Annotated in this window: 27 protein-coding genes and 1 pseudogene; 7 read left to right on the top strand and 21 right to left on the bottom strand. The window is 71.4% G+C overall.

Annotation, left to right across the window (positions count from 1 at the left end):
* Positions 1–64: 64 nt before the first annotated feature.
* The 5 genes from valS to A4R25_RS29995 form a co-directional block, all read right to left on the bottom strand.
* A complete protein-coding gene (gene valS, locus A4R25_RS30015; protein WP_064448854.1) occupies positions 65–2,629 on the bottom strand; it encodes a valine--tRNA ligase in 2,565 nt (854 codons plus the stop codon).
* 152 nt (positions 2,630–2,781) lie between these two features.
* Positions 2,782–4,614: an ABC transporter ATP-binding protein gene (locus A4R25_RS30010; RefSeq protein WP_231915671.1), complete on the bottom strand. Its 1,833-nt coding sequence runs from the start codon at positions 4,612–4,614 to the stop codon at positions 2,782–2,784.
* 137 nt (positions 4,615–4,751) lie between these two features.
* Entirely contained in the window at positions 4,752–6,572 is a 1,821-nt protein-coding gene (locus A4R25_RS30005; RefSeq protein ID WP_064448847.1) for an ABC transporter ATP-binding protein, read from the bottom strand.
* A gap of 37 nt (positions 6,573–6,609) precedes the next feature.
* Positions 6,610–7,122: a methylated-DNA--[protein]-cysteine S-methyltransferase gene (locus tag A4R25_RS30000; RefSeq protein WP_064448846.1), complete on the bottom strand. Its 513-nt coding sequence runs from the start codon at positions 7,120–7,122 to the stop codon at positions 6,610–6,612.
* On the bottom strand, positions 7,119–8,570 hold the full coding sequence (locus tag A4R25_RS29995; protein ID WP_043328388.1) for an AlkA N-terminal domain-containing protein: 1,452 nt from the start codon (positions 8,568–8,570) through the stop codon (positions 7,119–7,121). The genes A4R25_RS30000 and A4R25_RS29995 overlap by 4 nt, the downstream gene beginning before the upstream one ends.
* A gap of 243 nt (positions 8,571–8,813) precedes the next feature.
* Between A4R25_RS29995 and A4R25_RS31990 the strand changes: the two genes are divergently transcribed.
* The gene (locus A4R25_RS31990; protein ID WP_231915669.1) at positions 8,814–9,278 is read left to right on the top strand and encodes a hypothetical protein; all 465 of its coding nucleotides are present in this window, start codon (positions 8,814–8,816) and stop codon (positions 9,276–9,278) included.
* 176 nt (positions 9,279–9,454) lie between these two features.
* Here the strand turns inward: A4R25_RS31990 and A4R25_RS31985 are convergent.
* Positions 9,455–10,228 (bottom strand): annotated as a pseudogene (locus A4R25_RS31985) (EamA family transporter); the annotation flags it as partial.
* An 89-nt stretch (positions 10,229–10,317) separates the two neighbouring features.
* On the opposite strand from A4R25_RS31985, the gene A4R25_RS29985 reads away from it, so the two are divergent.
* The 3 genes from A4R25_RS29985 to ychF are packed head-to-tail and all read left to right on the top strand — an operon-like array spanning position 10,318 to position 12,738.
* Positions 10,318–10,824: a MarR family winged helix-turn-helix transcriptional regulator gene (locus A4R25_RS29985; protein ID WP_043328390.1), complete on the top strand. Its 507-nt coding sequence runs from the start codon at positions 10,318–10,320 to the stop codon at positions 10,822–10,824.
* A gap of 31 nt (positions 10,825–10,855) precedes the next feature.
* A complete protein-coding gene (locus A4R25_RS29980) occupies positions 10,856–11,593 on the top strand; it encodes a peptidase E (RefSeq protein ID WP_043328392.1) in 738 nt (245 codons plus the stop codon).
* Positions 11,594–11,652: 59 nt separating this feature from the next.
* Positions 11,653–12,738, top strand: coding sequence for a redox-regulated ATPase YchF (gene ychF / locus A4R25_RS29975; protein WP_018784691.1), 1,086 nt, complete (start codon positions 11,653–11,655; stop codon positions 12,736–12,738).
* A gap of 20 nt (positions 12,739–12,758) precedes the next feature.
* Here the strand turns inward: ychF and A4R25_RS29970 are convergent, their stop codons facing one another.
* The 13 genes from A4R25_RS29970 to A4R25_RS29910 form a co-directional block, all read right to left on the bottom strand.
* The gene (locus A4R25_RS29970) at positions 12,759–13,865 is read right to left on the bottom strand and encodes a site-specific integrase (protein ID WP_047892667.1); all 1,107 of its coding nucleotides are present in this window, start codon (positions 13,863–13,865) and stop codon (positions 12,759–12,761) included.
* A 1-nt stretch (position 13,866) separates the two neighbouring features.
* On the bottom strand, positions 13,867–14,055 hold the full coding sequence (locus A4R25_RS29965) for an AlpA family transcriptional regulator (RefSeq protein ID WP_013288478.1): 189 nt from the start codon (positions 14,053–14,055) through the stop codon (positions 13,867–13,869).
* A 22-nt stretch (positions 14,056–14,077) separates the two neighbouring features.
* Complete coding sequence (locus tag A4R25_RS29960) at positions 14,078–15,862, bottom strand: replication initiator (RefSeq protein ID WP_030501475.1); 1,785 nt, start codon at positions 15,860–15,862, stop codon at positions 14,078–14,080.
* Entirely contained in the window at positions 15,862–16,161 is a 300-nt protein-coding gene (locus A4R25_RS29955; protein WP_047892668.1) for a hypothetical protein, read from the bottom strand. The genes A4R25_RS29960 and A4R25_RS29955 overlap by 1 nt, the downstream gene beginning before the upstream one ends.
* Positions 16,158–16,895, bottom strand: a complete 738-nt coding sequence (locus tag A4R25_RS29950) for a hypothetical protein (RefSeq protein ID WP_030501473.1) — start codon at positions 16,893–16,895, stop codon at positions 16,158–16,160. Before A4R25_RS29950 ends, A4R25_RS29955 begins: the two co-directional genes overlap by 4 nt.
* On the bottom strand, positions 16,882–17,178 hold the full coding sequence (locus tag A4R25_RS29945) for a hypothetical protein (protein WP_030501472.1): 297 nt from the start codon (positions 17,176–17,178) through the stop codon (positions 16,882–16,884). The genes A4R25_RS29950 and A4R25_RS29945 overlap by 14 nt, the downstream gene beginning before the upstream one ends.
* A complete protein-coding gene (locus A4R25_RS29940) occupies positions 17,175–17,525 on the bottom strand; it encodes an RRQRL motif-containing zinc-binding protein (RefSeq protein WP_047892669.1) in 351 nt (116 codons plus the stop codon). The genes A4R25_RS29945 and A4R25_RS29940 overlap by 4 nt, the downstream gene beginning before the upstream one ends.
* Positions 17,522–17,821: a hypothetical protein gene (locus A4R25_RS29935; protein WP_030501471.1), complete on the bottom strand. Its 300-nt coding sequence runs from the start codon at positions 17,819–17,821 to the stop codon at positions 17,522–17,524. The genes A4R25_RS29940 and A4R25_RS29935 overlap by 4 nt, the downstream gene beginning before the upstream one ends.
* The gene (locus A4R25_RS29930) at positions 17,821–18,258 is read right to left on the bottom strand and encodes a hypothetical protein (protein ID WP_030501470.1); all 438 of its coding nucleotides are present in this window, start codon (positions 18,256–18,258) and stop codon (positions 17,821–17,823) included. Before A4R25_RS29930 ends, A4R25_RS29935 begins: the two co-directional genes overlap by 1 nt.
* Before the next feature lie 84 nt (positions 18,259–18,342).
* Positions 18,343–18,555 carry a hypothetical protein gene (locus tag A4R25_RS29925; protein WP_030501469.1) on the bottom strand — a complete coding sequence of 71 codons (213 nt, stop codon included), beginning with the start codon at positions 18,553–18,555 and terminating at the stop codon, positions 18,343–18,345.
* Positions 18,552–19,424, bottom strand: a complete 873-nt coding sequence (locus tag A4R25_RS29920) for an FtsK/SpoIIIE domain-containing protein (RefSeq protein ID WP_030501468.1) — start codon at positions 19,422–19,424, stop codon at positions 18,552–18,554. Before A4R25_RS29920 ends, A4R25_RS29925 begins: the two co-directional genes overlap by 4 nt.
* Positions 19,425–19,510: 86 nt before the next feature.
* On the bottom strand, positions 19,511–20,404 hold the full coding sequence (locus A4R25_RS29915) for a hypothetical protein (RefSeq protein WP_036343098.1): 894 nt from the start codon (positions 20,402–20,404) through the stop codon (positions 19,511–19,513).
* 294 nt (positions 20,405–20,698) lie between these two features.
* Positions 20,699–21,016 (bottom strand): hypothetical protein, encoded by a 318-nt coding sequence (locus tag A4R25_RS29910; protein WP_041799353.1) that lies wholly within the window; start codon positions 21,014–21,016, stop codon positions 20,699–20,701.
* Between the two features lie 154 nt (positions 21,017–21,170).
* Between A4R25_RS29910 and A4R25_RS29905 the strand changes: the two genes are divergently transcribed.
* Together A4R25_RS29905 and A4R25_RS29900 are read left to right on the top strand one after the other, a co-directional pair.
* Complete coding sequence (locus tag A4R25_RS29905; protein WP_030501466.1) at positions 21,171–21,962, top strand: GntR family transcriptional regulator; 792 nt, start codon at positions 21,171–21,173, stop codon at positions 21,960–21,962.
* Positions 21,959–22,708: a glycosyltransferase gene (locus A4R25_RS29900; RefSeq protein ID WP_036343096.1), complete on the top strand. Its 750-nt coding sequence runs from the start codon at positions 21,959–21,961 to the stop codon at positions 22,706–22,708. The genes A4R25_RS29905 and A4R25_RS29900 overlap by 4 nt, the downstream gene beginning before the upstream one ends.
* A 152-nt stretch (positions 22,709–22,860) precedes the next feature.
* On the opposite strand, the gene A4R25_RS29895 is transcribed toward A4R25_RS29900, so the two are convergent.
* The gene (locus A4R25_RS29895; protein ID WP_030501464.1) at positions 22,861–23,505 is read right to left on the bottom strand and encodes a class I SAM-dependent methyltransferase; all 645 of its coding nucleotides are present in this window, start codon (positions 23,503–23,505) and stop codon (positions 22,861–22,863) included.
* Positions 23,506–24,190: 685 nt separating this feature from the next.
* On the opposite strand from A4R25_RS29895, the gene A4R25_RS30960 reads away from it, so the two are divergent.
* Positions 24,191–25,120, top strand: a complete 930-nt coding sequence (locus A4R25_RS30960; RefSeq protein WP_052166079.1) for a phosphotransferase enzyme family protein — start codon at positions 24,191–24,193, stop codon at positions 25,118–25,120.
* Between the two features lie 166 nt (positions 25,121–25,286).
* Here A4R25_RS30960 and A4R25_RS29885 read toward each other — a convergent pair.
* Positions 25,287–25,999, bottom strand: a 713-nt coding sequence (locus tag A4R25_RS29885) for a transposase (protein WP_197495000.1), incomplete at its 5' end; no start/stop codon positions are given.

Raw genomic sequence — 25,999 nt, 5'->3', positions numbered from 1 at the left:
AGAAGGGCCCCTTCTACAACGCCAGGCGTTAAGAAGGGGCCCTTCCTTACATCGCCGGCGGCGCTCAGAACGCGCAGGCGATGACCAGTTCGGTGGTGCGATCCGGCAGCAGGTCCAGCTTCGCGATCCGGCCCGCCGCGCGCAGGTCGTCGGCGACCGTGCCGAGCTGGTCCAGCACCGCCGCCGGTCCGAGCGCCTCGGCCAGCGGCACGTCCGCCTTCATCGACAGCTTCCGTTCCGACTTGGCGCGGCGCACCTGACCCAGCGCGTCAGCGGCCAGCCGCAGCAGTTCCGGGTCACCCGGCGCCTGCGTCGCGCGGCCCACCTCGTACGTGGTCGGCCACGGCGAGCGGTGCACCGAGCCGTACCGCCACCACGACCAGACCTCCTCGGTGACGAACGGCAGCACCGGCGCGAACAGGCGCAACTGCACCGACAACGCGGTCGCCAGCGCCGCCCGGGCCGAGTCGGCCGCCGGCCCGGTGCCGTAGGCGCGCTCCTTCACCAACTCGATGTAGTCGTCGCAGAACCGCCAGAAGAACGCCTCGGTGGCCATCAGGGCGGCGGTGTGGTCGTACCCGTCGAAGGCGGTGGTCGCGGTCGCGACCACGCCGGACAGTTCGGCGAGCATCGCGGTGTCCAGCGGTTGGGTCGCCGCGGCCCGCAGTGCGTCGGCGGCGCCCAGCCCGAGCGCGAACCGCGACGCGTTGAGCAGCTTGGTGGCCAGCCGCCGGCCCACCTTGACCTGGGCCGGGTCGAAGGCGAGGTCCATGCCCGGCTTGCCGTTGGCGGCCCAGTAGCGGACCGCGTCGGAGCCGTTCTGTTCCAGCAGCGCCATCGGCGTGACCACGTTGCCCTTGGACTTCGACATCTTCTTGCGGTCCGGGTCGAGGATCCAGCCGGAGAGCACAGCGGTGTGCCAGGGCAGCGCGCCGTGCTCCAGGTGGGACCGGGCGACGGTGGCGAACAGCCAGGTCCGGATGATGTCGTGCCCCTGCGGGCGCAGGTCCATCGGGAAGACCCTGGCGAACAGGTCCGGGTCGGTCTCCCAGCCGCCGACGATCTGCGGGGTCAGTGACGAGGTGGCCCAGGTGTCCAGCACGTCCGGGTCGCCTGTGAAACCGCCCGGCACGCCGCGCTGCGACTCCTCGTATCCGGGCGGCGGTTCGCTGCTCGGGTCGATCGGGAGCGTCGCCTCGTCCGGTGTGAGAGGGTGGGTCCAGTCCGGCTCGCCAGTGTCGTCGAGCCGGTACCACACCGGCACCGGCACGCCGAAGAACCGCTGCCGGCTGACCAGCCAGTCACCGGTGAGACCGCCCACCCAGTGTTCGTAGCGGTGCCGCATGTGCTCCGGCACCCAGCGCAGCTCCCGACCCCGGGCCAGCAGCTCCTCGCGCAGGCCGGCGTCCCGGCCGCCGTTGCGCAGATACCACTGCCGGGTCGAGACGATCTCCAGCGGCCGGTCGCCGCGCTCGTAGAACTTCACCGGGTGCGTGATCGGGCGCGGCTCGCCGACCAGATCACCCGCGTCGGCCAGCAGCTCCACCAGCGTCCGCCGGGCGCCGTTCACCGTCTGCCCGGCCAGCGCCGCGTAGGGCGCCGCCGGCACGCCGGCCGGCGGCTCCGGCAGCAGCCGCCCGTCCCGGCCGATCACCACGCGGGTGTCCAGCCGCAGCTCACGCCACCAGGTCACGTCGGTCAGGTCACCGAACGTGCAGACCATCGCGATGCCCGTGCCCTTGGCCGGGTCCGCCAGCGGATGCGCGCGCACCGGCACCTCGACCCCGAACACCGGGGTACGCGCGGACGCGCCGACCAGGTCCGCGTACCGCTCGTCGTCGGGGTGGCAGACCAGCGCCACGCAGGCCGGCAGCAGCTCCGGGCGGGTGGTGTCGATCAGCACCTCGCGGCCGTCCGGCCCGGTGAACCGCAGCCGGTGGTACGCGCCGGGCCGCTCCCGGTCCTCCAGCTCCGCCTGCGCCACGGCGGTGCCGTACCCGACGTCCCACAGCGTCGGCGCCTCGGCCTGGTACGCCTCGCCCCGCGCCAGATTGCGCAGGAACGCGCGCTGGCTCGCGGCGCGGGCCGCCGACCCGATCGTGGTGTACGTCAGCGACCAGTCCACGGACAGCCCGAGCCGCCGCCACAGCGCCTCGAACGCCTTCTCGTCCTCGACGGTGAGCAGTTCGCACAGCTCGATGAAGTTGCGCCGGGAGATCGCCGTCGGGTTCTTCCGGGCCGCGTCGTCCACCGGCGCGGACGGCGGCCGCCAGTTGCTGTCGTACGGCAGCGCCGGGTCGGGACGCACGCCGTACACGTTCTGCACCCGGCGTTCGGTGGGCAGCCCGTTGTCGTCCCAGCCCATCGGGTAGAAGACCGTGCGCCCGCGCATCCGCTGGAACCGGGCCACCGTGTCGGTGTGCGTGTACGAGAACACGTGCCCCATGTGCAGTTCGCCCGACACGGTCGGCGGGGGAGTGTCGATCGCGTACACGTCCGACCGCTCCTTCGTACGGTCGAACGCGTACGTGCCGTCGGACTGCCAGCGGCGGGCCCAGGTCTCCTCGATGCCGTCCAGGCTCGGACGCTCGGGGACGCCGCCGCGGGCGCTGATCGTCGTGTCGGTCATCAGCCGATGGTAGGCAGCCCGGTTGCCGCACTCCACGACTTTCCCCACCCCGCGCGTCCTCGCCGATCTTGCACTTGCCGCCCCGGCACAAGCCGCTTTTCGGGCATCCCTCGGGCCGCAAGTGCAAGATCAACGAGGGTCGGAGGATAGAGCTAGAGGAGCGAGTCGCGCCACTGGCGGTGCAGGGCGGCGTAGCGGCCGTCGGCGGCGATCAGCTCGGCCGGTGGGCCGTCCTCCACGATCCGGCCGTCGTCGAGCACCAGCACCCGGTCCGCCGTCTCCACGGTGGAGAGACGATGGGCGATCACCAAGGCGGTGCGGTCGCGCAGCACGTTGTGCAGGGCCCGCTGCACCAACCGCTCGGTCGGCACGTCCAGCGACGAGGTCGCCTCGTCCAGGATCAGCACCCGCGGGTCGGCGAGGAACGCCCGGGCGAACGCGACGAGCTGCCGCTGACCGGCGGACAGCCGCCCGCCGCGCCGGTGCACGTCCGTGGCGTACCCGTCGGGCAGCGCGGCGATGAAGTCGTGCGCGCCGATCGCCCGCGCCGCCGCGACCACCGCCTCGTCGTCCGCGTCCGGCCGCCCGAACCTGATGTTGTCGGCCACGGATCCGCTGAACAGGTGGGTCTCCTGGGTCACCAGCACCACCGCCCGGCGCAGTTCGGCGTCGGCCAGGTCACGCAGGTTCACCCCGTCCAGGTCGACAGCGCCCGCGTCCGGGTCGTGGAACCGGGCCAGCAGCTTCGCGACAGTGGACTTGCCGGCGCCGGTCGGCCCAATCAGCGCCACCGTCTGCCCGGGCGGCACGGTCAGGTCCAGGCCGGACAGGATCGGCGTCTGCCGCCGGTAGCCGAAGTCGACGGCGCGGAACGTCACCGCCCCGCGCGGCGGCCCGGCCGGCAGCGGCACCGGATCCGCCGGTTCGGCCACCGCCGGGCGCTCGTCCAGCACCCCGGCCAGCTTCTCCAACGCGGCGGTCGCCGACTGGAGCGCGTTGTAGAACTGGCTCAACTCCTCCATCGGCTCGAAGAACCGGCGCAGGTAGAGCAGGAACGCGGCGAGCACGCCCACCTCGACGCCGCCGCCCAGCACCCGCCAGCCGCCGTACCCGAGCACCACCGCCGTGGTCAGGTTGCCGATCAGCCGGATGCCCGGCGAGTAGATCGCGATCAGCCGGAACGCGCGCAGGCTGGAGCGCCGGTAGTCGTCGTTCACGGCGGCGAAGATGCGCTCGTTGCGGGGCTCCCGCCGGTACGCCTGCACGGCCCGGATGCCGCGCAGCGACTCGACGAAGTGCACGATGACCAGCGCCACCGCCTCCCGGGTACGCCGGTACGCGCCCGCCGACGCGCGCGCGAACCAGCGTGACAGCAGGAACAGGAACGGGAACGCGAGCAGCGTCACCGCCGCCAGCGGCAGGTCCAGCCAGAGCAGGATGCCCGCCACCGACAGCACCGACAGCCCGGCCATCACCAGCTTGTCGATGCCCCCGTCGACCAGTTCGGCGATCGACTCCAGGTCGCTCGTCAGCCGGGACACCATCCGCCCGGAGGTGTAGCGCTCGTGGAAACCGACGTCGAGGCGGAGGAAGTGCCCGTACACCCGTCGGCGCAGGTCCAGCAGGACGGCCTGGCCGATCCGGGCGGCGAGGGTGAGGAACGCGCGCCGGGCCGCGTACTCGACGGCTGTCGCCACCACGAACGCGGCGGCGACAGCGATCAGCGGGCCGGGATCACCGGCCCGCAGTGGCCCGATGCCCCGGTCGATGCCGAGCATGACCAGGTACGGGCCGGACATCGCGGCGGCGTTCTGGGCCAGCAGAAGCGCCACCGCCAGCCCGAGCGCACGCCGGTGCGGGCGCAGCAGTTGCCGCAGCAGGAGCCGGCTGCGGGCGCGGAGCCGGGCCACCGCCGCCGGGGAGGAGTCCTCGGCGCGGCTGCGGTCGGCGTCCGGGTCGGTGGCCCGGCCGCGCCAGCGGGACAGGTCGTCGCGTCCGCCGGTGCGGTTCGGTTCGTCGTGGTGTGCGCCGGCTGCGTGGTGCGCCTGCCGGCGCCCGGCGGTGCGCGCGCCGGTGTCGCGCGGCGCGTCGCGGGGCCGGGGCACCCGCGGCGCGCCGCCGGTCACGAGCGCACCAGACCGACGCCGCCGGAACGGCGCTCCGGCTCGGCGGAGAGCACCGCCCGGTACGCCGGCACCCGGGCCAGCAGCTCCGAGTGGGTGCCGACGGCGACGATCCGGCCGCCGTCCAGCAGCGCCACCCGGTCCGCCAGCGCCACTGTCGAGGGGCGGTGCGCCACCAGCAGGGCCGTGGTGCGGCTCTCCCGCAGCACCCGGCGCAGCGCCGCCTCCACGAGCGCCTCGGTGTGCACGTCGAGCGCGGAGAGCGGATCGTCGAGCACCAGCAGTGCGGGCCGCCCGAGCACCGCGCGGGCCAGCGCGAGGCGCTGCCGCTGCCCGCCGGACAGCGACAGCCCCTGTTCACCGACCCGGGTGGCCAGCCCCCAGGGCAGCTCGTACGCGAAGTCCGCCTGCGCCAGCGCCAGCGCCGCCCGGACCTCCTCCTCGCCCGCGTCCGGCCGCCCCAGCGTCAGGTTCTCCCAGACCGACATGGAGAACAGGGTCGGCTCCTCGAACGCCACCCCGACCAGCCGTCGCAGCGAGCCGAGCCGCAGGTCACGCACGTCGCGCCCGTCGACGGTGATCCGGCCGCCGGTCACCTCGTGCAGCCGGGGGACGAGCGACAGCAGCGTGCTCTTGCCGCAGCCGGTGACGCCGACGAGCGCCATCGTCTCGCCCGGCTCGACGGTCAGGTCCAGGTCGTGCAGCACCGGCGCCGAGGTGCCCGGGTAGCGAAAGGTGACCCCCTCGAAGCGGAGCCGGCCGCGTACGTCGGCGCGCTCCAGCGACCGGGCGTGCGGCGCGTCCACGATCGTCGGGCGGGTGTCGAGCACCTCCTGGATGCGGTCGGCGGCGGTGGCGGCCTCCTGGCCGTTGGCGATGATCCAGCCGAGCGACTGCACCGGCCAGATCAGCATGAGCTGGAGGCTGACGAACGCGACCAGCTCCCCGATGGACAGCGCGCCCTCGGCGACGGCCGCCGCGCCGGTCACCAGGACCGCGCCGAGGGTCAGGTTGGGCACCAGGTCGAACAGCGCCGAGGTGCGGGCCAGCAGCCGCGCCTTGCCGATCCCGGTGTCGTGCAGCCGGCGCGCGCCGACGGCGAACCGGGCGGCCAGTTCCGGCCCCCGCCCGTACGCCCGCATGGTGCGCAGCCCCTGCGCGGTCTCCTCGACGAGCGTGGCCACGTCGCCCTGCTGGTCCTGCATCCGGCGCGACGCCGCGTGGTAGTGCCGGGCGAAGCGGCGGCTGATCAGGAACAGCGGTACGGCGCTGGCCGCGACCAGCGACCCCAGCCAGGGGTGCAGCCGGATCAGCAGCACCACCACGGCGACGTAGGTGATCAGGTTGAGGACCAGGAACAGCAGCCCGAAGGAGAGGAACCGCCGGATCACCGAGAGGTCGCTGGTGATCCGGGACAGCAACTGGCCGGACTGCCAGCGGTCGTGGAAGCCGGCCGGGAGCCGTTGCAGGTGGGCGTAGATGTCGGCGCGGATGGCCGCCTCCATGCCCACCGAGGACGACGACTGGGTCCAGCGGCGGATGAAGATGAGAACCGCCTCGGCCAGCCCGAGCAGCAGCGCCAGGGCGCCGAGCCGCAGCAGCCCGGCCTCGTCGTGCCGGGCCACCGGCCCGTCGACCACCCGCTGCACCACCAGCGGAACGGCGAGGCTCGCCGCGGTGGCCGCGAGCGCCGCCACCAGCAGCCAGGCGAACTCCGTCGCGTACGGGCGCAGGTAGGGCCGCAGCCGCCAGAGGTTGCGCAGCGGCTTGGACCGGGCGTCGTCTTGCGCCGCGGGGTTGCCGTCGCTGGGCGCGGGCACTACCCGACGGTAGCCGCCGGGGGTGACGTTTCCGCTGTCAGCTAGCCGTCACCCGTCCCTCATGCCCGAGAAGCCACTTCTTCACGGGCAGGCCCCAGCGGTAGCCGCCGAGCGTGCCGTCGGTGCGCAGCACCCGGTGACAGGGCACGAAGAGCGCTGCCGCGTTGCGCGCGCATGCCGCCGCGGCGGCGCGGACCGCGGCGGGCCGTCCGGCCAGCGCGGCGAACCCGGTGTAGGTGACCGGGTCGCCGGGCTTGACGTCGCGCAGCACCTGCCAGGCGTGCGTCAGGAAGAGCCCGCCGCTGTGCTGCTCCACCGGGATCGCGTCGATCGCGGCGAGGTCTCCGTCCAGGTAGGCCCGGACGGCGGCGGTGACCGGACCGAGGTCGGCCCGTTCCCGCAGGTCACCACGCAGGCTCGGGTGGGTCAACGGCGCCAGGGCCGCCGGGTCGGGCGTGAAGCCGGCCGCGCGTACCGCGCCGTCGGGGCCGGCGAGCACGCTCAACGGGCCGACCGGTGTGTCGATGACGGCGCTGTCCACAGTGCTCATGCTGCTCTCCAGAGTCGGATCGTCGCGTAGGACCGCCAGGGGCGCCAGCGTTCGGCGTACGCGAGCAGGGTCTTGGGGGTGTCGGGCAGGCCGAGCGCGGTTGCGCCGCGGCGTACGCCCAGGTCGGTGGTGAGGGCGACGTCGGGGTCGCCGAGTGCGCGCATGGCCAGGTAGCCGGTGGTCCACGGGCCGACGCCGGGCACCGCGGCCAGGAGCCGGACCGTCTCCTCCCGGTCGCCTCCGGGTTCCAGGTCCAGCGTCCCGTCGGCGACGGCGCGGGCCAGCGCCCGGATCGTCTCCCGGCGGGCGGCCGGCATCCGGAACGCCGGGTCCGGCGCCGCGAGCACGTCGGCGGGACCCGGGAACGCCACCAGGCCGTCGGCCGGGTCGTCGGTGCCCGAACCGCTCGCCGACCGGACGGCGGAGAGCAGGCGGGTGAGCGTGGTCCGCGCCGAGGTCAGCGAGACCTGCTGGGTCACGACGGCACGGACGGCCAGCTCGAAGCCGTCGACCGCGTGCGGAAGCCGGACGCCCGGCTCGGCGACGACCGCCGGGGCCAGCGCCGGGTCGGCGGCCAGGGTGGCGTCCACCGCGACCGGGTCGGCGTCCAGGTCGAGCAGGCGGCGGCAGCGGGCCACCGCGGGAGCCAGGTCACGCATGTCGGCCAGCCGCAACGTGGCGTCGATGTGGCCGTCGGACGGGGTCAGCGCCACCGTGCCGGGACCGTGCGGCAGGCGCAGCCCCCGGTGGTAGGTGCCGTCGCGGACCACCTCGACGCCGGGCAGCGCGCGCAGCGCGAGGAAGTCCAGCAGCGCGCCCGCGTGCAGCGGTGGCCGGTATGCCAGCCGCAGCGAGAGCGTGCCCGCGCCGGTGGCCGAGGCCGGACCGCGTCGCCCGGCGCGCAGCTCGGACGGGGTGCCGCCGTAGACCTCACGGACCGTCTCGTTGAACTGCCGGACGCTGCCGAACCCGGCGGCGAAGGCCACCTCGGCCAGGCCGAGGCCGGTGGTCTCGATCAGGATCCGGGCGGTCTGCGCGCGCTGTGCCCGGGCCAGCGCCAGCGGGCCGGCGCCCAGCTCGGCCTGGAGCATCCGGTGCAGGTGCCGCTCGGTGTAGCCCAGCCGGCCGGCCAGCCCGGGCACCCCGTCGCGGTCGACCACGCCGTCGGCGATCAGCCGCATGGCGCGGCCGACCAGGTCGGCCCGGACGTCCCACTGCGGGGAGCCCGGCGCCGCGTCCGGCCGGCACCGGCGGCACGCCCGCAGCCCGGCCCCCTGCGCGGCGGCGGCCGACGGGAAGAAGCGGACATTCTGCCGCTTGGGTGTCATCGCCGGACAGGACGGCCGGCAGTAGATCCCGGTCGACGTCACGCCGGTGTAGAACCAGCCGTCGAACCGCGGATCGCGGCTGTCGACGGCCCGGTAACACCGCTCAAAGTCCAGCTCCATGCCCCCGATCCTGCCTCGCCGTCCCCGGCCGTGGCTGGCGGTATTCGGACATGACGTGTGGCAGTCGCGCCAGCTCGGGGAGGTGGCGGTATCGCCGGTTCCCGGATGCCGCCACCTCGGCGGAATGGTGTGGATCATGCCCGGCGGACCCGAGAAAGTGTCGTAAGTGGTCGGTACGGTCCCGCCACCAACTCAAGAAAAGGTGCGGGGCATGGCGAGCGTGGCCGGGCGGGGTGTCCGCTGATGCGATCGGGGCGGGCACCGTTGGACGCCGCGGTGGTGCAGGGCTTCTACGAGCGGATGAGGATGGTGGCGCCGGCCGCGTACGGCGCGATCGAGCGCGACCGGGCCGGTGACCCCGGCCGCCCCTTCCCCGACACCGCCTGCGGCCGGCTGGCCGGCTCGCTCGCCCCGGACGGGCTGCGCGCGCTCGGCATGTGGGCGCACCACTGGTGCATGCGCTTCTACGACGACGACACCCGCGTCGGCCTGCGGCTGGTCCGGGAGATCGCCGCCCGGTCCGGCCTGGGCTGGACCGTCGACGAGGTGCGGTGGCTGCTCGACCGGTCGTACGAGGCCGGGCCCGCCGCCGCGCACCGGTTCACGCTGCCGCTGGCCGCCGCGGCGCAACTGCCGGCCGGTGCGCTGCCCGAGGGTGTCGCCGCCGAGGCGTGGCCGGACGACTGGCGCCGGCTGCGGGCCGGCTGACGGCGCCGCCACCAGCCCACCGCTCCGCCGCCCGCCCGAACGCCGACCAGTGCCATCGCCGGGTGGTCCGCGTCGCCACCCAGCCGCGGGCGAGGAGGCCGGTCCGGCATCTGGGCGAGCACCATCGCCGCCACGGCCACCGCGAAACCGGCGAGCTGGACGGGGTCCAGCGCCTCACCGAGCACCGCCCAGCCGAGCGTCGCCGCAGTCAGCGGGCTCAACGCGCCGAGCACCGACACGCGGGACACCGGCAGTCGCGCCGCGCCCCGGAACCACAGCACGTACGCCAGCGCGGTGCCGGCCAGCCCGAGCCACGCGTACCCGAGCACTGCCGGTCCGTCGGGCACGGGCGGCGCGCCCTCGACGGCGGCGGCGACCGGCACGATCATCAGGCCACCGGCGACGAGCTGCCAGCTCGTCGCGGCCAGGACGCCCACTCCGGGTGGCCGGCCCCAGCGGCGGGTGAGCACCAGCCCGGTGGCCATCGCCGCGGCCCCGGCGAGCCCGGCGGCGACGCCGAGCGGGTCGAGGCCGGCGCCGGGGCGCAGCACCACGAGGGCGACGCCGAGCGGGGCGGCCACGGCGGCGACCAGCGCCGGCCGGGTGGGGCGGTCGCGGAGCAGCGCGACCGTCAGCACCGCCACCAGCAGCGGCTGGGCGGCGCCGAGCACGGCGGCGGTGCCACCGGGCAGCCGGTACGCGGCGAGGAAGAGCAGCGGGAAGAACACCCCGATGTTGAGCGCGCCGAGCAGGGCGGCCCGCCCCCACCAGCGGCCGTGTGGTCGCCTTCGGGTCAGCGCGAGCAGCAGCAGACCGGCCGGGAGGGCGCGGATCGCGCCGGCCCAGAGCGGCCGGTCCGGGGGCAGGAGTTCGGCGGTGACCAGGTAGGTGGTGCCCCAGGTGACGGGGGCGGCGGCGGTGAGCGCGACGTCGGTCCAGCGAGAGTTCACAGCAGCTTCCTCAGTTCTAAGTATCTTAGGGCTAAGCTACTCAGGCCCGAGCGAAAAGGGAAGTGGGACGTGGGGCACAATCGGCAGCCGTGACAGGCGACGAGGTGGACGCGATCGTCGAGCAGTGGCGGCGGGAACGACCCGGCATGCGGCCCGAGCCGATGGCCGTGTTCGGCCGCATCTACCGGCTCGCCCGGCTGGTCGGCGACGGCCAGGAGAAGGTGTACGCGGCCTGGGGCATCGGCCGAGGTGAGTTCGACGTGCTCGCCGCGCTGCGCCGCTCCGGTGAGCCGTACACGCTGGCGCCGAAGGCGCTCGCCGCCTCGCTGATGCTCACCTCGGGCGGCATGACCGGGCGGCTCGACCGCCTCGAACGGGCCGGCCTGGTACGGCGCTCGCCGGACCCGGCCGACCGGCGGGCGCTGCGGGTCACACTCACCGACACCGGTCGCCGGGTGGTCGAGGAGTCCGCCGAGGCCGGGCTCGCGGTGCAGCGGCGGATCCTCGACGCGCTGCCCCCGGCCGACCAGGAGCGGCTGGCCGACCTGCTGCGTACGCTGCTCGCCGCGGCCGACACCTCCGGTCCGGCACAATGATCGTCACTGTCATCGGCCGGAAGGACGCCCCGTGCCCGCCACTGAACCGACGATCGTCGCCACCAGCATGGGTTTCGCCAGCCGTCGTCGTGGCCCCTGGGACGCCCGGCCCAGCGCCCTGTTCGACCTGATGGCCGACCTGGCCGGGGCCGGTGACGCGCCGCGCGTCTGCTACCTCGGCCAGGCCACCGGGGACCAGCCGACCGGGTTCACCGTCTTCTACGGCGCCTTCGCCGGCACCCGGTTCCGCGCCTCCCACCTGGCGCTCTACCCGATGCCGAACGTCGAGGACATCCGCGCCCACCTGCTCGCGCAGGACGTCATCTGGGTCGGCGGCGGCAGCGTGGCCAACCTCTGCGCGGTCTGGCGGGTGCACGGTCTGCCGGAGATCCTGCACGAGTGCTGGCAGGCAGGCGTGGTGCTCGGCGGTGTCTCCGCCGGCTCGATCTGCTGGCACACCGGCGGCGCCACCGACAGCTACGGCCCGACGCTACGGCCCTTCACCGAAGGGCTGGGCTGGCTCCCGTACGGCAACGGCGTGCACTACGACAGCGAGGAACAGCGGCGACCGCTGATGCACCAGCTGGTCGCCGACGGCACGCTCCCGGCCAGCCACTGCACCGACGACGGCGTCGGGCTGATCTACCGGGGCACCCGGCTGGCCGAGGCGGTGGCCGACCGGCCGGGCGTGGCCGCGTACCAGCTGGTCCGCGCCGAGGACGGCACCGCCCGGGAGACCCGGATCGAGCCGCGCCTGCTGTCGGAGTGACAGGCTTCGCCGGACCTGCCTGCCCGGCGCGGGCGGCGAACCGCGTAAGCTGGTTCGTCGTGAGTCTCACCATCGGCATCGTCGGCCTGCCCAACGTGGGCAAGAGCACCCTGTTCAACGCGCTGACCAAGAACGACGTGCTCGCCGCGAACTACCCGTTCGCCACCATCGAGCCGAACGTCGGCGTGGTCGGGCTGCCCGACGAGCGGCTGGCCAAGCTGGCCGAGATCTTCTCCTCGCAGAAGGTGCTGCCGGCGCCCGTCTCCTTCGTCGACATCGCCGGCCTGGTCCGCGGCGCGTCCAAGGGGCAGGGCCGGGGCAACGCGTTCCTCGCCAACATCCGCGACGCCTCGGCGATCTGCCAGGTGGTGCGCGCCTTCTCCGACCCGAACGTGGTGCACGTCGACGGCAAGGTCTCCCCGGCCGACGACATCGAGACGATCAACACCGAGCTGATCCTGGCCGACATCCAGACGCTGGAGAAGGCGCTGCCCCGGCTGGAGAAGGAGGCCAAGCTCCGCAAGGACCGGGCCGCCGCCGTCGAGGCAGCCAAGAAGGCGGTCGAGGTCCTCGACAACGGCGTGACCCTGTACGCGGGCGCCGCCGCCGCGAAGGTCGAGCTGGAACACCTGCGTGAGCTGCACCTGCTCACCACCAAGCCGTTCCTCTACGTCTTCAACGTCGACGAGGCCGAGCTGGGCAACGAGGAGTTCCTCGACGAGCTGCGCGGCCTGGTCGCGCCGGCCGAGGCGATCTTCATGGACGCCAAGATCGAGTCCGAGCTGGTGGACCTGCCCGAGGACGAGGCCCGCGAGCTGCTGGAGTCCATCGGGCAGTCCGAGCCCGGCCTGAACCAGCTCGTCCGGGTCGGCTTCCGCACGCTCGGGCTCCAGACGTACCTGACGGCCGGCCCCAAGGAGGCGCGGGCCTGGACCGTCCCGGTCGGCGCGACCGCGCCGGAGGCCGCCGGGGTGATCCACAGCGACTTCCAGCGCGGCTTCATCAAGGCCGAGGTGGTCTCCTACGACGACCTGGTCGAGGCCGGATCGATGGCGGCGGCCAAGGCCGCCGGCAAGGTCCGGATCGAAGGCAAGGAGTACGTGATGCAGGACGGCGACGTGGTGGAGTTCCGCTTCAACGTCTGAATCCGGCCTGTTCCCGCAGGTCAGAGTGTTGGTGCCTCGCCCTGGGGCACACCTGGGGCACAACCCCACGCTTCGTCGACCGCCCGGCGGGTGCGCTCCTCCGAGTCCGGCATCAGGTGACCGTACGTCGACAGGACCAACGTCGCGTTCTCGTGCCCCAGCCTCTCGGCCACGGTGATGACCGACTCGCCCTGCATCAGCAGGACAGAGGCGTAGTGGTGGCGCAGGTCGTGGGTCGTGATGCTCTCCGGCAGGCCCGCTTTCCGCACGGCCGCGCCGAAGATGATCGTGCCGTAGTAGTCGTGCCGGTAGGGGCCGACGAAGCGGGTCGTGAACAGGGTGCCGTCATCAGCCGGCGGGAACTGCGCCATGTGCGCCCGCAGCGCGTCGGCGACGACCTGGGGCAGCGGCACGATCCGGCGCGAGCGCGGTGTCTTGGGGACCGTCCGCACCTTGGACTGGGGCGCGAACTGCCACTCAATCCGCACCAGGCGTGCGGCGAAGTCGACATCCTGCACCCGCAGCGCGAGCAGCTCGCCGAGGCGCAAGCCCAACCCGGCCTGGGTGAGGACCATGGCGCGGTTGCGGGCGGGGATCGCGTCAGCGAGCGCGCGAACCTGGTCAACGGTGAGCGGCACGACGCGCTCGCGGTGGGCTGACGGCAGGCTGACCCGGACCACGGGCGAGCGGCCGACGAGCCGATCCAGCACGGCCGCCGCGTAGACCGAGCGGAGCAGCCCGACGAGGTTGCGCAGCGTTGACGGCGACAGCACCTTGCCACGGTCTGCCGCCCACGCCTGCACCTCGGAGGGCACGACGGCCGCCAGGCGGCGGGAGCCGAGCGGAGTCGCGGCAATGTGTGTCTCGATCAGGCTGGAGACACGGCGGGCGGTGGTAGGACGGTGAGCGCGGCCGGCAGCCCAGCGGCGGGCGTACTCGACGACGGTTGTCTTGTCGGACGGGTCGACGTACTGCCCGCGCACGATGTCGGCTTCGACCTGGGCGAGGAAGCGATCGGCGTCGGCCTTGCGCGTGAAGGAGCGCTTGCGCTGGCGGCGGGCGTCGTCGCGCCACCGGGCCAGGTAGGTGACCTTGCCGTCACGTGTCCGCTTCTCCACGCTGCCCATGTCAGGCCGCCTGCCCCGACAGCCAGGACCGCACGTCGGCCGGGTCGTAGCGCAGGTGTCGGCCGACCTTGAACGCCCGGGGACCGGTGCGCCGGTAGCGCCACTGGTAAAGCGTGCCGACAGGCACCCGCAGGAACGCCGACACCTCCTCGATCGACCACAGTTCGGTCGCTGCTTCACGGGTTGCCAATGCTGTCTCCTCCTGTCGTCAGCTATGCGGCCGACGCGATACCGGCCGGGGTGGTGCCGAGTTCGTGGGCGAGTTCTTCGCGGCCGGTGGTTCGTCGCTCGCGGGCGAGGGCGGCGGCGGTGTTGGCGAGCAGGGCATCACCTGAGGTGTGCCAGCCGACTCCGGCGAAGGTGAGACTGCCGACGATGAGCGTGGTGTCCTCGTCGACCTGCTCGATGGGTGGGCCGCTGGCGGCGGGGTGTTCGTGGTCCTGGTGCTCGTGGCGCCGGTACTGGACGCGGGTGTCGCGTAGGAGTTGGAAGGTGACGGAGTAGCGGCGGGCTTTGGTGAGGAAGTGGCCGCCGTAGCCGAGCATGTGCGCCCACCGCCGTAGGCGGGTGTACGGGTTGCCGCTGGCCGGTTTTGACGGTTCAGCGTCAAGGGCAGCTTGACGCTGGGCGACGCAGACGGGGCAGGCCCGGTAGCGAGTGTGGGTGCCGCAGTCGGGGCACTCCCAGCGCTCGATGAAACCGGGACGTGGACGGCGTTCCCGTGGCCGTCCGGACAGTGGGGCCGGGGCGTTGGTGGGTCGGCCAATGCGCCAGCAGGCGTCGATGAGGCGGGCGGTGTGGTCGCCGTCGGGGTCGGCGAAGTCGCCGATGGTGTCGGCGGTCAGGCGGGTGGAGGTGTGCCCCGTGGCCTCGGTGCTCTTGGTGGCGTACTTGGCAAGGTATCCGGCGACGAGGCTGTCCGTGACCTCTCCGGTGCCGTCGGTGGCGATTGGTTCCAGGTCTAGCTGTTCGCCCCAGGCAATCGGCCAGCCGTCGGGCCGGTCAGGGTGAGGCGGGGTGTGGAAGGCGATCTGCCGGGCGGCGTGGCGCAGCGCGTCTACAAGGTCGTCGACGGTGAACCCGGCCGGCGGGGGCACGACGTTGTCGGGGTCCAGGCCGTCGACGCCGTCGAGGCGGGCAATGGCGTGGAAGTGCACCGCTCCCCGTGCTTGCAGTTCGGCGACCTTCCCGGGCGACAGCCTCACCGGGGCGACCTTGCGCGTCTTGCCGGAGGCGGTGACCACCTCGACCCGAGGGATGCCGCGGCGTTGGGCGAGTTTCGCCAGCCAGCGTTCCGCGGCTTGCTTCGTGCGGTGCCAGAGTTCACCGGCGAAGATGTTCCAGACGACCTGGTGGTCGTGGTCGTAGCAGTCCAGGCACAACGGATGCCCAAGCACCGCGTCACCGGTCTCGTGCCTCGCCCAGCAGACGGCGGGTCGGCCGTGGGGGCAAAGTCCGGTGTCGCGCCGGGCGTGGCAGGGTTCGGCGCGGCAGTCGCAGCGGCGTCGGTTGCGGCAGGTGTGCCGCTTCACCTTCCGGGCGTGGACGGTGCCGAACGACGGCGCGGTGAAGGTGGCGAACACCGCCGGATGTGATGCCACCGATTCGGGGACGCCTTTGCCGCCGACCAGGCCGGCGCGCAGGAGTTGGAAGGCATCCCGCTGGTAGGTCTGCGCGCAGGTGGGGCAGACCGTGGCGCGGCGGTTGCCGCACGCCTTGTAGATGGCGGCGTCGGGCATGGCGTCGGTGTGCCGCTGGTCGAGGATGCGGCCGGTGCCAGGTTCGACGGTGTAGAGGCTGCCGGCGAGGCGGATGGGTCGGGTGCAGCCGGCGGCGGCGCGGACGTGGTCGAGCCAGCCGAAGTAGTCGGGTCGGGTGGCGCGTTGGAAGGCGGACCCGGCGGCGGTGTAGGCGTAGACGGGGGTGGTGGTGTCGGCGTTCGAGCCCACACCCCGGGCCACGAGCGTCCGGGGTGTGAGGTCCAGCGTCGACGCCATCAGGCGGCCACCTCGTGGGGCCGGGTGTGGTCGGGGCCGTGGTGGCCCATGAAGACCTCGGTGATGCGTCGGGTGGTGACGATGGTCCGGCAGGCGCCGCACTGGCGGTCGGCCGGTTCGTGCCGGTGGCACGCAATGGTGGTGGTCACCTGGCCGCAGCGGATGGTGACCGGGGTCCGGCAGGGGCCGCCGGGGATGACGTGGATGACCGTGCGTCGGGTGTCGTAGGGGTGCGGCTCGTCCGGGTAGGCCGGGCAGGTGTGGGTGACCTGCTCGATGTCGACGACGTGAATGGTCATCGGGCACCACCGGCCACGGGGGTGCCGTTGACGGGCGTGGTGTGGCCGCCGAGGGTGTGCAGCAGTTCCCGGGCGATGTCCGGGGTGACCGACAGCAGGTCGGCCAGTTCGTCGATGGTGATGGGACGGCCGGTGCTCTGTTCGTGGCGGCCGATGACGAAGCGGGCGGTGGGGATGAGGTGCGCGGGCACCTCGGGTCGGGTGATCGGCACCGGGTTGACGGGTGCCTCGACGACGGCCGGGGCGGCCGGCGGGGTGCCGATGGTCGGCGGCTCGTCCACGAGCTGGTCGGCAGCCTCGGTGGTGTCGGTGTGGTCGGTGGTGGTTTTGACCGGGGCGAGGACGAGTTTGACCAGGGCCATGAAAGCCAGAGCGGGGACGGCGGACAGGAGCCAGCCGGAGGGGCCAACTTGGCCGACGGCGACGCCGAGCTGTGCGGCGAGGGAGAAGCCGGCGAAGGCGATCAGGAGGACCAGCGGGTAGCCGATCGGGCCGCCGTGGCGCTTACGACGGCGGATGACGAGCAGGCAGGCGACCGGGACGAGTTCGGAGATGACGGCGTTGGCCCAGCCGAACCAGCCGGAAGTGCCTTCCGGGCTGTTGGCCATGGTCCAGTCGTGGACGTGGGTGAAGGAAGCCGCCCCAGCGGCGAGGCCGACGAAGATGACGATGAGGACCAGGACGCCGCCTTCCAGGCGGGCGGGCCAGGCAGCGGGCGGGTTAGTGGTGGGCATGGGGGGTCACCTCCGGTGCCGGGATGCTGTCGAGGGGGATGAGGTCGACCACACCGGAGCAGTGGGCGCACATGATCGGGGCCAGGCCCTGGGCGGCGAGCTGGTTGCGGAAGCAGGGCAGGCAGGTGAAGTCGGCGGGGAAGAGGCCGTCGCCTTCGCAGAGGGCGCAGCGGCCGAGGCAGACGGGGCAGGGCGTGTAGACCGGGCCGAGGACGTCGTGGACGCCAGCGGGCGAGTTGCCCTCGATGCACCACAGGCACGGGTCGGACAGGTTGAAGGTCATCGGTCGCCTCCGTGGCAGTCGAGGCAGCAGCCGTAGCGGCGGGGGATGTAGTAGGGCTTGGTCTGGCCGCAGTGGCGGCAGGTGCGGCGAGCCCGCAGGGCTTTGGCGATAGCGGCCCGCTGGGCCGGAGTCGCGACCCGTTTGGGCGCGGCGAGGTCGAGGCGGTAGAGGTAGGCGACGCGCTTACCGCGACGCCACAGGATTTGCGCGACCGCGTGATGCCCGCCCGGGCGGAGTCCGGCGGCGCGGAGCTGGCGGCGGGTGGCCAGGCCGTCGGGGGCGAGCCGGTAGGGGTAGGTGGGGAATTCGTCGGCGGGGTTGGCCGGGTCGTAGGTATAGACGGTCATGACTGACCTCCCCAGCGCTGCTGGGCGGCCTGCTTGGAGATGCCGAGGCGCTGGCCGATTTCGGCCCAGGAGTAGCCGAAGGCGCGCAGGCCGACGACGGCTTCGCCGATGGCGTCGTCGAGGTTGGCCGACAGTGCGACGAGGTCGCGGAGGGCTTCCACGTCACCGGCGGCGACGCGGCGGCCGTGGGCGCGGATGATGCGGCGAGCGAACGCGGCGAACGCGTCGTTCTCGACGACTTCACGCCGCTTGCGGCGAGAGGGGGCGCGCGTCAAGGACGCCTTGACGGTGAACATCAGTTCTCGCCTCCCTGGTTGTGGAGGCGGTCCCACTCGTCGGCAGCCGCGTCGAGGGCGGTGATGACCTGCTCGGCGGTGCGGGCGGGGTCGTCGTTCCAGGAGTAGGGAGAGGTGTGCTCGTCGAGCAGGTAGCCGTCCTCGTCGATGTGGAAGACCGGGGCGTGGTCGTCGAGGTAGTCGACGAACGCGGCCATGGCCGCGAGGTAGTCGGCGAGCGCGCTCGGGTCGAGCTGGGCGAAGTGCTCGACGCGGTGTCCGGCGGTGGCGATGCCGATAGCCCCGGCGGCGCAGGCCGGCGGGGTGAGGGTGTCAGTGGTGGGGGCGTAGTAGGTGCCCTGGTGCCAGCCGTGCCGGCGCAGGTAGAGGGCAGCGCACCGGAGCAGGTCAGCGGGTGTGACCCGGACTCCGGTGGCAGGGTTTTGGGTAGCCTTCATGGCAGCCACGTCCTTTCGGGGCTGTTGGTGGAGGTCGGCAGGACCAGCACTGCTGCCAGGCGATGTCCTGGTCCTGTCGGCCGCTTATCGGGTGGTGCGCAGCCGCAAGTAGCGGCGCTGGCGGGTGTCGTCGCCGCCCATCGATCGCGGGGCGGACAGGTAGACGAGTCGGCCGCTGGCCGAGGCGACCTGGACCATGGCGGTGATGTCCTCGGGACGGCCGACGATCCACAGTTCCGTGTACTGCGCGGCCCGCTGGCTGTTGGCGCGGGCGTAGGTGCGTTCCCGGGTGGTCATGCCGCCACCCCGAAGTCGACGCGGGTGAGGTCCGGAACCTGCTCCGGTAACCGGCGTGGCCGGCGGATCCAGGCGGCGTAGTCCGCGATGCCCGCGATCTGGGCATCGGTCAGGTAGGCGACCTTGATGCGGCGAGGAACGCCGCCTTCGGCGATCAGGTAGGCCGCGCCCTGGTTGGTGGGGGCGATGTCGGTGGCCGTGTAGCCCTGCTCGGCCCAGCCGTGGCCGAGGACGATGTTTGAGCTGTTGGGGGTGGTGCAGCGGAACGCGGCGCGGTAGCCGAACAGGTCCCGCAGGCTGGTGGGGATGATGTCGAACGACGGCCGCTGAGTCGCGGCCACGACCGGGATACCGGCGGCCCGGCCCCGGGCGACCAGGTCACGCAGGAGAGCGACGAACTCCTCCTGCTCCTGCTTGCTGCCGACGGTGGCGGAGTAGAAGGCGATCTCGTCGACCAGGACGGTGATGACCGACAGGCCGTCGTCGGCGGTCACCTTGCGGCGCCCGTGGGCGCGCAGCCAGGCGTAGCGGTTGTTCATCACCAGTTGCAGCCGCTTGAGGACGGTCAGGGCCTCGGTGATGTCCGGACCGATGAACGCATCAGCGGAGTCTTCCCACTGGCCCAGCTCAACGAGCTTGCCGTCGAGCAGCACGAGCCGGGAATCGACGCTGAGGGCGGCGTGGGCCGCGATGCAGTTGAGCAGCCCGGACTTTCCGCCGCCGGGCTCACCACCGGCGAGAAGGTTGCGGTAGGCGAGGGTGATGTAGACGGGCTGGCCGAACTCGTCGATCCCGATGAAGATCGGGTCGAACATCGACAGGCCAGGACCCACCGGCACCGCAGCAGCGGGGGCGGGAATCGCGGTCATCGGTGCCCTCCTTGGGCGTTTGGTGGACGCGAGGAACCACACGAACGAGCCCGCAGGGCTCCTCGCGTCCCAGGTGAAATTGGGGGTCAGATCCAGTCGGAAACGTCGTCCTCGGGCGTCGAGGACGAAGCCGCGGGCTTGCTGCCGTTGGCCGTCGTGGTGGTGGCCGGCTTCTTGCCGGCGGGTTTGCCCTGCGCCGGGAGGGTGATCGTCGGGACGTCGACGTCCGGCAGGTCCAGGGCGGTCGGCACCGTCAGCGGTGCCTGCTCGACCGTCGGGGCGTCCGGGTCGATCACGTCGACCAGCGGCGAACCCACAGTGGCGGTCAGCACCTCACGGCGCTTGATGTCGAACCGCAGATACGCGGCGGTCCGCTCCGAGGCGCGCTCGATGAGCACGGTGGAGGCGTGACAGGTCACGGCGATCTTGTCGAGGCGGCCTTCCAGGTCCTTGGCCGACAGGCCAGGACGCAGGTACACCCAGACCCGCTCACCGACCGGCGTGGGACGAGCCCACAGGATCAGCGGCAGAGAACCGGACTGGTTGGCGATGATGAACTGCGAGAAACACACCCGCAGCCGATGCCTCACCACGAGACACCACGCCCAGGCGATCACCTGGCGACGGCAGACCGGCACGGCGGCCGGGACACCGACGACCAGGGCGACCACGAGCAGCGTCACCACGGCCGGGGTGTGGTCAGCGAGCTGCACCCAGAAGGTGAGCAGACCGACCGCGAGCACGATCTCGATCGCCCACCACCACAGCAGCCGCAGCACCGGCCAGATCCGCACCAGCACCCACGCGATCCCACCGACCGGCACGCCGACGAGCGCGCCGAGGAACAGAGCCAGGATCGGGTGCATGTACGACGCGGCCACCACAGCCGACAGAAGACCGACGATGACCGCCGACAGAACGAACGCCAGCCGGGCGTTACGGGCCGAGGAACGGTGAACCCTGGCCTCAATGACCGTCACCGTTCCGGTTGACTTCCCGCCGAAGGAACGGCGAGGGCTAGACTTGGACACGACGAGTCCTCCCAAGTGCCAGTTGGGATCGGATGAGTTGACGGCACCGGGGTCGGCAGATGTAGGAGTCAGTACCGACCCCGGGCCAATTTCCTTCTTGCCGCCACCTGTCGTGACGACCGGACCGGGAACGTAGGAGTCAGGAACACTCCCGGAACCGCATGGGGTTGGATCAGCGGACCATCAGGCCGCTTCGCAAGCCACGGACACCTGTGGCTCACACAGCACGACGTGCGAAGAGACCTACTTGGCCGGAGAACCAGTCTTCGGCTTCAGCGACACCGCCCGGAACGCGACGCCGTTACGCCCGTTGGTCGCCCACGGAATGGCCTCCAACTGCTCGACCGCCAGGAAGTCGCCCACCTTCACGTTCGGCTTCTCACCCGCCGTCGTGATGGTGATGACCTCCCCGCCCGTCTCGTCGAGCACGAAGACCTGGGTGGACCACATGGGCCGGCCCGTGTTCTTCTCGGACTTCTGGTTGCCGTTCTGGTCGTTCTTCGGCTCCGGGTCCTTCGACGCCGTCACCTGCTTGCTCGTGGTGTCCACGTACAGCTTCAAGGCCGTCTCCTGTCTACTGGGGCACCGCTCGTCGGTGCACTCCGCTGTCTTCATGTCTTCATGAAGACGTGCAGACAACGTACGACGGCCGTCCGATCGCGTCAAGACTTCATGAAGACCTAAACTGGAAGCTGCCGCGAAGGAGCGTGAAGACATGGCCAAATGGGAGCGGATCGCCGCAGACTGGCGGGAAAAGATCCATTCGGGAGAACTCAAGCCCGACACGAAGCTGCCGAATGAGCAGACGTTGAAGGCCGACTACGAAGTCAGCTTGCCCGTCGTTCGACAAGCGCTCGACGCGCTCGAAGCAGAAGGTCTCGTCGACCGTCGCCACGGTCGAGGCACCTTCGTGCGCGCACCCCGGCAGCGAGTGCGGCGGTCTCCCGAGCGGTACCAGTGGGAGAAGGACCGAGCCCGACTGCCTGAGTCTCAGCGACGCCGTACCGGCGCGACTGAGCGCGACACCGGTCTGACCATGCAAGATCTTGAATTCTCGGCGCAGTATCGGACCGTTCCCGCAAGCGCCGACCTGGCCCGCCTGTTCAGCGTTCCCATCGGAGCCAAGATGCTTGAACGCATCTACCGCACCAGCTCGCGCAAGGAGAAGGTGCCACTCAGCCTCAACACGTCCTACATGGTCTACGACGTAGTGGCCGAGAACCCGGCACTGCTGGACGACCACAACGAACCATGGCCCGGCGGAACCCAGAACCAGCTCTTCACCATCGGCATCGAGCTAGACCGAATCGTTGACGAGATCACCGCACGGCCACCGTCGGCAGACGAAGCAGAAGCCCTGAAACTGCCACCCGGTGTGTCGGTGCTCGTCCTCCGCAAGATCTCCGTGGACACCAAAGACTGCGTCGTTGAGGTGTCAAACGTCGTACTTCCCGGCGATCGGACGGAGTTCGTCTACACCACGAAGCTTGCGCGGTGGTCCGAGTGAAGATCTCCGTCATCACTCCGGTACACGCCCCGAGCATTCCCTACCTGGCAGACGCTTACGAATCCCTGCGATCTCAGGAGCTGCCAGACGGATGGGCCTGGGAGTGGCTAGTCCAGGAGGATGGGCGCACCGGCAAGGTGGAGGCCGCCTTGCCCAACGACCCACGCGTCATGGGCGCGACCGGCAAGCCAGGCGGCCCAGGGACCGCCCGCAACATGGCCATGGCCCGCAGTGGCGGGGACCTGTTGAGAGTCTTGGACGCAGACGACCAACTGACACCGGGCGCCCTCGCTCGCGAGATCGAGATACTCGCCAGCAGACCGGAGGTCGGCTGGACCACATGCAGCGTGCTTGACCTCATGCCGGACGGGTCAACCATCGGGTGGCAGCACGCCGACCCGCCGGGCGGCACTCTCCACCAGGGCGACGTCCTGACGTACTTCCGGACCAACCAGTACCGGCTTCCGATCCACCCAGCCACGCTGTGCATCCGGCGTGACCTCGCGCTTGCCCTCGGCGGATGGATGGCACTGCCCGGCGGGGAAGACACCGGCCTGCTGATCGCCGCATCGGTTGTCACCGACGGGTACTTCGTCGCGGAACCTGGACTGTTGTACCGCAAGCATCCGGACCAGATCACCGCTCAAAGCGACTGGAGCGCGAACGAAGAGTGGCAGCTCCGCATGCAGCTCATCGAGTCGCGAGCTACCGCTTTGCAGTCGTCCTTTCCCGCTGCACGTGCCTGATTCGGAAGTCCGCGGCTTCGGCCAGGTCAAGCCAGGTCGGCCGGCTGCCGGCAATGTCGGGCTCCACTTGATGCGTGACGGATCGATGTCGGATGACGGGTGACACGTCCGGCTAGACGATCTCGTGCAAGCCCAACACTGCCCAGAAGCTGCTAGGGCTGGCGGCGCGCGAAGAGGACGGCCCCTGGGAAAGGCTGGTCCAGATTGAGCATCAACTGAGCCTCGACCGTGAATCCGGCATCGCGCAGCCAAGCCGTTACTTGGTCAGGTTGGCGTCGGTGAACGTAGACCCTCATCGGGTGGCCACCGTAGCCCTGTGTTTTCAGCCGCGATCCGTCGCCCACGTGAAAGCCGAGTAACAGCGGTCCGCCGGGACGCAACACCCGCCGGAAGTGGCCGAAGACCGTGGGCACCGCGTCGTCGGGGACGTGGATCAGCGACCAGAAGGCAACCAGGCCGGTAACCGAGGCGTCGCCGAGACTCAGATCCGTCATCGAGCCCACCTCGAATCGCAGGCCAGGGTTATCCCGCCGAGCAACGTCGATCATCTTGGGTGAAAGGTCGATGCCGAAGGCGTCGACGCCAAGCTTGCTTAGGTGGGCGGTGACGTGTCCTGGTCCGCAACCCACGTCCGCCACCGGCCCGTCGACGGCGGCCTGGACCATGTCGGCGAACAACGCCAGACTCACTCGTAGGTAGGGCTCGCCAGCGAGAGCGTCGCGCACCTGGTCGGCGTAGCCGACGGCGACCGTGTCATAGGAGATGCGGGTGTCAGCCAACCAGTCTTGATCGCTCATCCCAGCGAGGGTAGTGACTCGACGGAGCGCCATGCATCAAGTGAAGCCACGATGTAACGCACCAACCCGAGTACGACAGCCGGCTGCCGGCAATGTGGTTCAAAGTTTCTGTACGTCTTCAAGGCGGCCCTTGACGGGCCGCACGCGCCGCCGCCTGGGCGCGCGCCGGCCACTGCCGCTGTCGCTCTGCGGCCGTCACGCCTGATGCCCGGCGGCTGGCGCGGACAGCGGGAAGCCCGGTGGGCCGCCGCAGCACGACAGGGGCGTTGACCGGGTGGTGGTGGGCCGGCAGCCGGCCGGGCCGCGCGGCCACGAGCCCGCGCGGCGTAGGGGAGGGCACGCCGGCCGCGTCGGCGAAGTGGGGGCGGTCGCGGGGTTGCGGTTAGTGCGCCTCCGGCGGGGGCGCTCCGGCTCCAGGATGGCCGGGGCTCCGTCGGCGGGTCACGGTCCGTGGGTGGTTGCGGTGGGAGCCATCCCGCCTGCCATCGACCCGGGCGAGCCGAGCAGACCGCCGCCCGGCCCGCCAGCGTCCGTACGAGCCGTCAAGGTCCGCTTGACGTGGCGGGCCGGGCGGCGGCCCGCTCCCCAGGAGGGCGGGTCGATGGCAGACGGGATGGCGAGGTGGGCACGCGGTGAGGTCAGAAGTTCGTAGCCAGTTGCGGTGGATGGTGTTTGACTCTTGCTGGTGATCGATAACGGGAAGCTGCGTGCGTGTCTCGCGGCCCATTGGGGACTGGCGGACGCGGCGGTTCAGGTGCACAACGGCGGCATGAACTCGGCGACGTGGTTCGTTTCCGAGGGCGGTGAACGGTGGGTAGCCAAGGCAGTTGCGCCGGGATCGCGCCGTTCCTTCATGGGCGGCCTTCAGGTCGCGGCTCACGTCGAGGCGGCAGGCGTTCCGGCGGGCACCCCGGTAGTGACGAGGCACGGAAGCCTCGTCGCCGATGTCGACGGAGTGCCGCTCGGGTTGTTGAACTGGGTCGCAGGCAGCGGGCTGCTTGGCAGGAGCCCGGACGAGCAACGGCTGATCGGGGCAACCCTGGCGCGAGTGCACGCAGCACTGAGAAGCGTGACGATCAAGGATGCGGACCGGTTTCACTGGGTCGATGCGCGGGCAGCACATCTGGCAGTCCGCCCTTGGGTTCGACCCTCAGTGGCGGCCGCCCTTGCGGGGTACGAGGCGCTTGATGTCGGGTCTTTGTCGTGGGGCCTGCTACACACCGATCCGGCTCCAGAGGCATTCCGGCTCGACCGCAAGACGGGAGAGTGCGGACTGATCGACTGGAGTATCGCGATGAGCGGTCCGCTGTTGTACGACCTCGCGTCGGCAGTGATGTATGTCGGAGGCATCGATAACGCGGACTACGTGGTGGAGGCATACCTAGAGAGCAAGACGATGACGCGCGCCGAGGTGGAACACGGCTTGCTGGCCATGCTTCGGTTTCGCTGGGCGGTGCAAGCTGATTACTTCGCCCGCCGCCTTGTTGCCGACGATCTGACCGGAATCACGAGCGCAGCCGACAACGAAGTCGGCTTGGAGAATGCGCATCGATGGCTCGGCCGCTTGGCGGCCAAAGAGCCTTCGGGGGCACACAGGGGGCACAAGACAGCGTGAAACGTCGGCAACCAGCCACTAACCTCGGTCTTTCGCTAATTGTTGATCAAGGCTTGTCGGCGTCCTGTTGATCTTCTCGGGATGGCCCGTGGTGGTGTGGGCATGGTGGTGGCCCGGCGCGTGGCCGGGTTCCTCCGAGGGTGCTCGGCGGGTCGGGGTGTCGGGTTCAGGTGATCGGTCGGGGTAGCGCGGCGAGGCGGTTGAACGCTGTGACGAGGTCGTCGGCCCAGGGCCAGTGCTGGGCGATGCGTAGCCGGGTCTGGCGGGCCGAGCGGGTGAGTCGGGCGGCGACGTGGAGTAGCCGGTAGCGCAGCTTCTTGGGTTCGGCTGCGGCAAGTTCGCCGTCCAGAAGTAGCAGTTGGGTCCAGGCGAGCAGGTCGATGCCGGTGAGGGCGACTTCCAGCCAGGCGGCGTTGATGGCGAACACGCGGGAGGGGAATCGGCCGAAGCCGGTGTCCTTGCCGCAGCGGATGCGGTCCTCGACGCGGGCGTGACCGCGGTGGCGGGCCTCCAGGTACTGGATGGCGCCGTGGCCGGGTGGGGTGTCGGTGGCCAGGACCTGGTGTCGCATGCCTTCGATGCTGTCGAACAGGCTCAGTTGCGCGCCGGGATGCGGCCGTTCGCGGCGCACGATGAACCGGGTTCCGGCCGGGAAGCCGTCGGCGGGGACCAGGCCGGTCAGTTCGGCCACGTGGGCGCCGTCGCGGGGTTCGCCGTCGGTGTCGAGGGCGGGCACCCACGTGCCGTGCTGTTTGGCGTGCAGGATCGCCTGCCGGATCGGTTCGGTGATGGCGACTCCGACGGAGAACGTGGTGTCCACTGCCTGCTTGCGCAGGTCGCGGATGTGCGCGAGGAGCCCTTGGGTGCAGCCGGCCGAGT

The organism is Micromonospora sp. NBRC 110037, assembly GCF_001652995.1.
Lineage (GTDB): Bacteria > Actinomycetota > Actinomycetes > Mycobacteriales > Micromonosporaceae > Micromonospora > Micromonospora chalcea.
This window is presented reverse-complemented; position numbering and strand designations above follow the sequence as displayed.